The sequence below is a fragment of the Kitasatospora sp. NPDC048296 genome (assembly GCF_043201815.1).
Classification (GTDB): Bacteria; Actinomycetota; Actinomycetes; order Streptomycetales; family Streptomycetaceae; genus Kitasatospora.
In genome coordinates this window covers 1-9,305 of record NZ_JBICZB010000134.1, presented here as the reverse complement: position 1 = coordinate 9,305, position 9,305 = coordinate 1, and the positions used below count along the sequence as shown (strand labels likewise).

General features: G+C 70.6%; 7 protein-coding genes and 1 pseudogene. 4 read left to right on the top strand and 4 right to left on the bottom strand.

The window, feature by feature from the left end; translation table 11 throughout:
* Both ACGF12_RS37405 and ACGF12_RS37400 read left to right on the top strand, forming a co-directional pair.
* Window positions 1-1,958: toxin glutamine deamidase domain-containing protein (locus tag ACGF12_RS37405; protein WP_393040752.1), on the top strand; the 1,958-nt coding region annotated here is incomplete at its 5' end.
* A 5-nt stretch (window positions 1,959-1,963) separates the two neighbouring features.
* Entirely contained in the window at window positions 1,964-3,649 is a 1,686-nt protein-coding gene (locus ACGF12_RS37400; protein ID WP_393040749.1) for a YrhB domain-containing protein, read from the top strand.
* 37 nt (window positions 3,650-3,686) lie between these two features.
* Here ACGF12_RS37400 and ACGF12_RS37395 read toward each other — a convergent pair whose 3' ends face one another.
* Window positions 3,687-4,175, bottom strand: a complete 489-nt coding sequence (locus ACGF12_RS37395) for a carboxymuconolactone decarboxylase family protein (protein ID WP_387631185.1) — start codon at window positions 4,173-4,175, stop codon at window positions 3,687-3,689.
* Window positions 4,176-4,280: 105 nt separating this feature from the next.
* Here ACGF12_RS37395 and ACGF12_RS37390 point away from each other — a divergent pair, with 105 nt between their 5' ends.
* Both ACGF12_RS37390 and ACGF12_RS37385 read left to right on the top strand, forming a co-directional pair.
* The gene (locus ACGF12_RS37390; RefSeq protein ID WP_393040745.1) at window positions 4,281-5,249 is read left to right on the top strand and encodes a pirin family protein; all 969 of its coding nucleotides are present in this window, start codon (window positions 4,281-4,283) and stop codon (window positions 5,247-5,249) included.
* Window positions 5,250-5,970: 721 nt separating this feature from the next.
* Window positions 5,971-6,198 (top strand): annotated as a pseudogene (locus ACGF12_RS37385) (alkene reductase); the annotation flags it as partial.
* Window positions 6,199-6,507: 309 nt separating this feature from the next.
* Here the strand turns inward: ACGF12_RS37385 and ACGF12_RS37380 are convergent.
* The 3 genes from ACGF12_RS37380 to ACGF12_RS37370 all read right to left on the bottom strand — a co-directional run bounded on the left by ACGF12_RS37380 (window position 6,508) and on the right by ACGF12_RS37370 (window position 9,004).
* Window positions 6,508-7,149, bottom strand: coding sequence for an FMN reductase (locus ACGF12_RS37380; protein ID WP_393040742.1), 642 nt, complete (start codon window positions 7,147-7,149; stop codon window positions 6,508-6,510).
* Window positions 7,146-8,255 (bottom strand): LLM class flavin-dependent oxidoreductase, encoded by a 1,110-nt coding sequence (locus ACGF12_RS37375; protein WP_393040739.1) that lies wholly within the window; start codon window positions 8,253-8,255, stop codon window positions 7,146-7,148. Before ACGF12_RS37375 ends, ACGF12_RS37380 begins: the two co-directional genes overlap by 4 nt.
* A gap of 161 nt (window positions 8,256-8,416) precedes the next feature.
* A complete protein-coding gene (locus tag ACGF12_RS37370; protein ID WP_393040736.1) occupies window positions 8,417-9,004 on the bottom strand; it encodes an isochorismatase family protein in 588 nt (195 codons plus the stop codon).
* Between the last annotated feature and the right edge of the window lie 301 nt (window positions 9,005-9,305).

Here is a 9,305-nt window from a genome sequence, read left to right as displayed (position 1 = left end):
CCGGCATGCCACCCGGCGACCGCCAGGCAGTCAACAACTGGATCCAGGGACTGCTGGACGACCCGGCCTTCCAGCGCTGGCGCGCCACCCACCCCAGCTCCACCGATCCGCCCACCGACGCCGAGCTCAACCAGTACCTCAACTGGCGCCACGCACAGGGGATGGCGGACCCGGCCCCGACCCTGCCCGGCGCGCGGGCGGACCTCCCGGTGGACGCCGGACCACTCCCGGCACTCCCACCGGAGGAACCGGCACCGCTGCTCCCGGCCCTGCCGCCCGGCCCCGAGCCACCGGACGAAGGACCCAGCCAGGACGCCCAGCCCATACCCGACAAGCCCACCGCTCCCGCCGACCAGCCCACCGCTCCCGCGCCCGCGCCGCCGCCCGCACCCGACCCCGCCCAGGCGATCCGGAACCGGCTCCAGGCGCTGAGCGACGCCAACTACTACGACCCCGACCCCGACCACCCGTCGAACTACTGGCAGCGGCTGCAGGGCCTGCTCGACAACATCGACCCGGCCAAGGGCCTCACGCCCGACCAGCTGCAGACCATCACGGACCTGGAGAAGAACCTCCAGGACGCCGACACGAAGGGACTGGAAGCCCGCAAGACGGCCCGCGACGACGGAATGAAGAAGCTCCTCGCCGCCGGCACCAAGCGGGACCAGGACTACACCGACTACCTGCACCAGCTCGACGGCATCCAGGCCCACGAGAACTACCTCAGCAACCAGATCGACCACCTCCCGCCCGGCCACTTCGACGCGGCCAACCGGGTCCTGCAGACGATCGAGTCCGGGCCCCCCGGAAGCGACACCGCCGACAAGCTGCGCCAGCTCACCACCGCCGTGTTCAACCAGACCCAGGGGCAGTCGATGGCGGCAGCAGCCGCGGCTGAGCAGGACGCCATCGCCGCGCAGGAGCACGAGGCCGGTGCCCAGGGCATGGAGCACCTCGCCATCGCCGCAGGCATCCTGACCGGGCCGTTGGCCATCGCCGCCGGAGCAGCGACCGCTGCGCAGGTCGGTGCCATCAACCTCGTCAGCCAGGCCGTGCCAGGCGCGGGGATCGGCTACCAGCAGGGCGGGCTGCCGGGGGCGCTCTGGGGAGTGGCCAGCGCGACGCTTCCGGTCAACACGCTGCGGGCCGCCTACCAGGCCACCATCGGCCAGGTGATCGACCCCAACGCGGCCCCGGCCGCCGGCGTAGGCTCGATCGCGATGGGGTTCGCCAAGGACGTCTTCAACGCCCTGACGCTGTCCGCCGTGGGCATCGACAACATCGGGCCGGCCGCCACCCCGGCGGTTCCCGCCCCCTCGAAGTCCATTCCCACCGGCCTCGCCCGCGCCCCCGCGCCGGAGCCGCCGCCCCCGCCGCCCCCGTCCCAGTCGCTGTCCCGGACTCCCGGTACTCAGGGCATCACGGACATCAACGCCTTCGCGGCCGGCGTCAACGGCGGCGGTCCGTCCTGGAAGCCGGTCGGTTACACGAAGACGAGCCTCTTCACCGACACCGGCCAGAGCATTTCGCCGAAGGACTGGGATCCGATCACCACGGCGACGAACTGTCCGAACTGCACCCTTGTGGGCGACGCGAAACTCGCGGGTATCCCCATGCCGCCCGCCCCGCCCGGGAACGGCCTGACGCCGGCCCAGATCGAGACGATCTTCAACCAGCCGGTTCCGCCTGGAACGCCCCCGCCGGCGCCGGGCACGCTGGGCGGCAGCTGGGCCATGCAGTCCTCGCGGGAGGACATCAAGAACTTCGTGCAGCAGAGCTGGGGGCCCGGTTCGAGGGGCGTCGTCGTCGCCAGCCGCGGGGACGATCTGCCGGGGCACATCTTCAACGTGGTCAACGACGGCGGCACCGTGAAGTTCATCGACTTCCAGAGCGGTGCCCAGGCGAAGTTCATGGGTCAGGGATACGTGGCCTTCGGCGTGATCCAGACAGGGAGGTGACGGCCGTGGTCGATCTCCCGCAGGCCCGTCGCACGGCAGCCGAGTACGTGCAGAATCTCTCGGTCGGTATGCGGACCGAGTTGGCCGTCGTCGACGCGAACACCAAGGACGAGGGATGGTGTTGGGTCTTCTTCCCCGACACCCGCAAGCATCTGGAGAGTGGGGAGGACCGCGACCGGCTGGTGGGGGTCGGTCCGCTCGCCGTCGTCCGTGAGACAGGCTCCCTCTTCCCGCTCAGCAGTGGCACACCGCTCGCCGAGGCGCTCGCCCAACTGCGCTCGTCGGCCGACGCAGCGCGCCCCGCCCCGATACCCAGGGGGCTCACCCGGACCGTTCCGCTCAACCGGGCCGAGTTCGGACCGCTGGTCGGCGAGCTCGGGCTGCCGCCGCCGGCCCTGCTCTCGCCGCTCCCCGACCTGCTGTCGCCCGGCGACCAGGGCGGGCGGGGCCCCGCCCGCGTGGCCGACGAGATCCTGCGGGACATCCGGGTTCTGCCGGAGACCACCGTACGCCGGGCCTTCGCCCCGCTGGCCGTTCCCGACCGCGTGGTGGACGCCCGCAGTGCCCTGTTCGATGCCGCGCCCTCCCCGTGCAGGCTGTACTCCTCCCGCCGCGTCGGCGAGCTGTTCACCGGCCTGCGGCCCTCGCTCGACCACGACTACGAGGTGCTGACCCCGTACGCCGAGGACGACCTCGTCGAGTGGGTGCAGGGGCAGCTGCAGTTCTCTGCGGCCGTGTCGATCCCGCCACCGCAGGAGGAGATGGACGCGGAGCAACTCGCCTTCCTGCTCGCGCTGGTCGATGCGTTCAAGGGCGGGTTCGTCGGTTCCTACGCACGTCGGCGGGCCGAGCCGGCACCGATCACGCTGTCGGCGGCCGATGTGCTGGACGCCCAGAGCGGCGCCGCCCTGGTCGCAGACCGGCGCTGGCTCGCCCGGGCCGTCGGGGAGCTGTTCGCGCTGCTCGCCCACCCGGGCGGACGCACCGGTGTGACGCTGCCGGTGTTCACGCCGGAGATCGCCGAGCGGGAGCTGCGCCGGTACGTCGAGGCCGGACACCTCCAGCCGGTCGACGGCACTGAGCCACCGCGCTACGAGCCGTCGCTAGCCTTCACGATGTTCGCCGCCTCGCTCTCCACCTGGATCAGCACCCTGTCGCTGCACGACATCCAGCTCGTTGGCTGGGCGGACGACCGGCCCGTCGGGCAGGAAGAGCTGCTGCTCTTCATCGTGACCCAGTCGGTGCTGTGGGCCCTGCTCAGCCAGGGACTGACCAGGGCCCCCGCCGGCTGGTCCGGCATCCGGTTCGCGCTGCGGGCGCTCGATCTCGCGGAGGCGGCCGTGGTGACCCGGGACTTCCTGCTTTCCATCCCCGAGGTCACGCTGCCCGAGCAGGTCTACGAGCCGGCCGCAGCCTGGGTACCGGCCTCCCGACAACCCGCGCCGCCGCGGCCGTCCCCACCGCGCGTCGGCGGGCCTTGGACACCGACCCACCTGGTCCCGCAGGGCGGCATGTCCGCCTGGGTCGCGCCCGATCCCACCCTGGATCCGGTGACCAGGATCGACGCGCGGGTCGAGCTTCAGCTACTGGAACGCGCGGGCGACTGGGCGCACATCGTCTGTTCCAACGGCTGGTCGGCCTGGGTCGATGCTCGGGCGATGGAGGAACTTCCGAGCCGCCCACCAAAGTAGGGCGTGCGCCGAACGGGGGGCTGTGCGAGTAGGCCTGCTACTGACCCGGGGCCGGACGGACCGGGTGCTTACTCATGATCGACACCCGGTTGAAGGCGTTGATGGCGATCGCGACCCAGATCACCGCCGAGATCTCCTCCTCGGTCAGCGTCTCGCGCGCGACGCCGTAGGCGGCCTGCTGCAGGGCCGCGTCCGAGGGAGTCGTGGTCGCCTCGGCCAGCGCCAGCGCGGCGCGCTCCCGCGCGGTGAACAGTTCCGTGTCCCGCCAGGCCGGCAGCACGCCCAGCCGCTGGGCGGTCTCGCCCTCACGCAGCGCGGCCCGGGTGTGCACGTGCAGGCAGTAGGCGCAGCCGTTGATCTGCGACACCCGCAGGTTGACCAGCTCCACCAGCCGCCGGTCCAGTCCGGCCTCCGCCGCGACCGCCCGCGACGCCTCGGCGGCCGCGAGCTGCGCCCGGTAGGCCGTGGGGCTCTGCTTGTCGATGAAGACCCGCCGCTCCACCGGGACGACCGTCACGTCACTCACCTGGACTCCTCCACCCGCTTGCTGTTGCCTGTCACTGTGCCATGTCATAATAGTTGAATCTGGAACTATCCGCCACCATTCTCCACCGTGGGAGGGATCACCACCGTGAGCACCGCAGAGACCGAGCCGCGCCCCGCCGCTCAGCCGCAGGACCCGCAGGTGGAGGTCCTGACCGCCCGGGACGTCCCGCTCGGCGGACCTCGCGCGATGACCGTCCGCCGCACCCTGCCGCACCGCTCGCGCCGGATGATCGGCGCCTGGTGCTTCGTGGACCACTACGGCCCCGACGACGTCGCGCGCACGGGCGGGATGGACGTCGCCCCGCACCCCCACACCGGCCTGCAGACGGTCAGCTGGCTCTTCACCGGCGAGATCGAGCACCGTGACAGCCTCGGCGTGCACGCCTTCGTCCGCCCCGGCGAGCTCAACCTGATGACCTCCGGCCACGGCATCTGTCACTCCGAGGTCTCCACCCCCGCCACCACCGTCCTGCACGGCGTCCAGCTCTGGGTCGCCCTGCCCGACGAGCACCGCCACACCGCCCGCGACTTCCACCACCACAGCCCCCGACCGGTCCCCCTCGACGGCGGCGAGGCCCGCGTCTTCCTCGGCACCCTGGCCGACGACACCTCCCCCGTCCCGACCTTCACCCCCCTCCTCGGCGCCGAACTCACCCTCCACCCGCACGCCACCGTCACCCTCGCCCTCGCCCTCGACCCCACCTTCGAGCACGGCGTCCTCGTCGACCACGGCGACCTCCGCCTCGCCGGAACCGCGCTGCACCCCGCCGATCTCGGCTACCTCGCGCCCGGCCCCACCACCCTGACCCTCACCAACACCGGCGACACCGAGGCCCGCCTCATCCTCCTCGGCGGCACGCCCTTCGAGGAGGAGATCGTCATGTGGTGGAACTTCATCGGGCGGTCGGACGACGATATTACCCAAGCCCGCGAGGACTGGATGGACTCCGCGAACTCCGGCCGCTTCGGCGAGGTCCATGGCTACCCGGGCGACCGCCTGCCCGCCCCGGAATTCCCCGGCACCCCGCTGAAGCCGCGCGGACGCGTGCGCTGACCTGCACGTTCGATGGGCGAGGTGTGCGGTGACCCAAGCCACCGCGCCCCCGCCCAAGCCATCCCCCGCACACTCCGGACAGGCCCCGCTCGATGCTCGCCACCGCGCTCGACGCATCACACGGTTCGACCATCCGTGACAGCGTCCGACAGGACCAATGCTGACCCAATGCTGACTTTACTGACGAATCGTCAGGCAAGATCGGATGCTTGGCACGCGCACCGCGACTGGCACGTCCGCGGGTGGCGGGCGGCAGATGGCGCGTGAGAGCGGAGAGTACGGCGCGGTCTGCCCACGACATCCATGGCCGCCCGACCTGGCGGCGGAACAAGGCGACCTCGTGACGCAGGGCGAGGATCTCGGCGTTTCTCGCAGCTGACAAGTGCCCCAGTAGTGTCAGCCAGTCCAACACCCGGCAGAAGATCAAGTACAGCAGTCACAGACCCACGAACCGCGATCATGCCCGTAAGGCGACCGCTTGCAAAGCCGCTACTCAGCCACCGCACGGCAGTAGAGACACCCTTCAGGGTCCAGCACACTCAACCAGCAGCCCGCGACATCGCCCTGCAGGCAGCGGAATAAGCAGCCAGCGCGACCCCAGCCGACTCCTCCGTCGCACCTACGCGTACGGGTCGCGCAACAGCCAGGGCTCAGATGGCTGATCGCCTTATGACTCAGCTCGTTTGCACCCGGTATCTGGATCCAGCTGGCCTCGTTGTCGGGGGCCTTCGTCCTCAACCCCTTCACCCACCCCGAGCCCACCGGCCCGGAGGCGCTGGAGCTGGTCGAGGACGGCACCGCCGACGTGATCGCCTTCGGTGCGCTGTTCCTGGCCAACCCGGACCTGCCGGACCGGCTCCGCCAGGGCGGTCCGTTCAACACGCCCGACCGCGCCACCTTCTACGGCGGCGACGAGCGAGGCTACACCGACTACCCGACCCTGAACTGACCACAACGAACGGGCCGGCCCCTCACTGAGGGGCCGGCCCGTTCGTGTTCTGCCACCGACTGGTCGTCATCGAGGCGCTGATGTGCAGCACTTCGACAGCACGGCGGTGCTGCCGTCCACTCGTGCCTGGCGGCAGATCGCGTCACCCGGCCGTGGCCCGTCCGACGGCGGACGCCGATGCGACCGTCTCGCAGAGCTCGGCGAGCGCTTCGCGCCACGCGCATCTTGTGATGGTGAGCTCTCCCCCAGCCTTCACCCTGGGGGCACCTCCCGGCCCCCAGGCTGGCGGTGGGTGCCCATCGACGATGCCTATTCCAGCCGCAGGGCGGCCAGTTGCTGTGCGAAGGGCACGACGGCGGTCTCGTCGGCGGAGCGGACGCCGCCACCGGGGAGGTCCCGCATCAGCGCGGCCAGCTCGCGCGCCGCGCGGACGATGCGGGTGGGCAGGGTGTCGGTGAGCGGGTCGCCGTTGCCGCCCCAGTCCTCCGAGGCGGCGTACACGGCGGTGGGCACCACGACCGCGCGCAGGTAGGCGAAGAGCGGGCGCACTGCGTGGTCCAGGGCCAGTGAGTGGCGTGCGGTGCCGCCGGTCGCGGCGGTGAGTACGGGTTTGCCGGTGAGGGCGTCGTTGTCGATGACGTCGAAGAAGGACTTGAACAGACCGCTGTAGGAGGCGGCGAAGATCGGGGTGACGGCGATCAGGCCGTCCGCCGCGGTGACCGCCTCGACGGCCTCGGCCAGGGGGCGTGAGGGGAAGCCGGTCACCAGGTTGTCGGCGATGTCGGCGGCCAGGTCACGCAGTTCGACGATCCGCACGTCGATATCGCGCCCGTCCCGAACCAGTTGCTCCCGGAGGGCCTCGGTGAGCCGGTCGGCGAGCAGCCGGGTGGACGAGGGGACGCTCAGGCCGGCCGAGACGACCGCGAGCCGCAGAGGTCGATGGTTGCTCACTTGACGCTCTCCTCACGGTCGTTGAGGGCCAGGGTGTCGCGGTGGGCCAGCAGCGAGGCGTGGGTGGGGGCGTCCGGCACGTGGGCGGGGCGGCCGGTGGCGAATTCCTTGCGCAGGACGGGGACGACCTCCTCGCCGAGCAGGTCGAGCTGTTCCAGGACGGTCTTGAGCGGCAGCCCGGCCGCGTCGACGGCGAAGAGCTGGCGCTGGTAGTCGCCGAAGTGCTCGCGGAAGGTCAGGGTCTTGTCGATGACCTCCTGCGGGCTGCCCACGGTGAGCGGGGTCCGCTCCACGTACTCCTCCAACGACGGCCCGCCGCCCATGACGGGCGAGTGGTCGAAGTACGGGCGGAACTCCCGTACGGCGTCCTGGGAGTTCCTGCGCATGAAGACGTGGCCGCCGAGCCCGACGACGGCCTGCTCGGGGGTGCCGTGGCCGTAGTGGGCGTAGCGCTCGCGGTAGAGGTTGACCAGGCGCTGGAAGTGCTCCGTGGGCCAGAAGATGTGGTTGGCGAAGAAGCCGTCGCCGTAGTAGGCGGCCTGTTCGGCGATCTCGGGGCTGCGGATGGAGCCGTGCCAGACGAACGGCGGGATGCCGTCCAGGGGTCGGGGGGTGGAGGTGAATCCCTGGAGGGGGGTGCGGAAGCGGCCCTGCCAGTCGACCACGTCCTCGCGCCAGAGCTGGTGCAGCAGCGCGTAGTTCTCGATGGCGAGCGGGATGCCCTGGCGGATGTCCTTGCCGAACCAGGGGTAGACCGGGCCGGTGTTGCCGCGTCCCATCATGAGGTCGACCCGGCCGTCGGCCAGGTGCTGCAGCATCGCGAAGTCCTCGGCGATCTTCACCGGGTCGTTGGTGGTGATCAGGGTCGTCGAAGTGGAGAGGATGATCCGCTCCGTGCGCGCCGCGATGTGGCCGAGCATGGTCGTCGGCGAGGACGGCACGAAGGGTGGGTTGTGGTGCTCACCGGTGGCGAAGACGTCGAGGCCGACCTCCTCGGCCTTGAGCGCGATCGCGACCATCGACTTGATGCGCTCGTGTTCGGTCGGGATCCTGCCGGTGGTGGGGTCGGCGGTGAGGTCGCCGACGGTGAATATGCCGAACTGCACGTGGCTCTCCCGAGCGATGAGACAAAAGGGGTGGTGGGCGGGGCGGCTGCGAGGCCTGCCTCGACACGCGTGGATGACCGTCGTTCTGCGGCCGGCCGCCGTACCGCCCGGGACCGGCCGGTCGGGCTGGCCCCGGGCGGTACGGTCGACCGCCGACGGGTTCACTGCTGGGGCATGAGGCTCGCGACGATCGGGAGGATCTTGCCGCCGCGTTCGGTGGTCCAGTTCTGGGCCAGTTCGGCGAGGAGCTGGTTGGTGGAGGTGATGGTGGCGCCGGCCTTGTCCATGCGGCGGATGGCGATGTCGTCGGCCATCTTGGTGGGGGAGCCGCCGGCGTCGGCGACGACCTGGACCTGGTAGCCCTCCTGCAGGGCGGACAGGGTCGGGTAGACGGTGCAGACGTCGTTGGTGACACCGGCGATGATCAGGTTGCGGCGGCCGGTGGCCTTGACCGCGGCGCCGAAGTTCTCGTCGTCGAAGGCGTTGACGACACCCTGGCGCTTGACGCGCGCGGCGAACTCCTCGGGCGCGATCTCGGCGAGCTCGGACAGCAGCGGGCCCTGGGCGTACTCCTCCATCGAGGAGGTCAGGACCACCGGCATGCCGATGGCCTTGGCGGCCTTCGCCAGGCCGAGGGCGTTGCGCTTCATCTCCTCGAAGGAGGTGGAGCCGACCCATCCCATCGTGCCGACCTGGTGGTCGATGAGCAGCAGCGCGGCGTTGTCAGCGGTGAAGGACTGTACGGACATCGCGGACCTCTTCAGGGGTTCACATCAGCGGGGGGACGTTGTGCCGACCAGTCGGCGCCATCTGGCCCATCTTTATTGGTCGACCAATGTATGTCTCTCAGCGTACGTCACCCCCGGGCTATTCCCAAGGAAGGTGGGACACCGTCCGAGGTATGTCGCGGCCCGTTCGACCGCATGGGCGCCGGTGTCGCGTCACGGTGTCGCGAGTGAAGTTCCCCCGCTGAACTGGACAGCCTGATACTGGGACGGACGGTCCCGGAGGAAGCAGTTCAGGTAGTGAGTGGCAAGAGCAACATGAGCA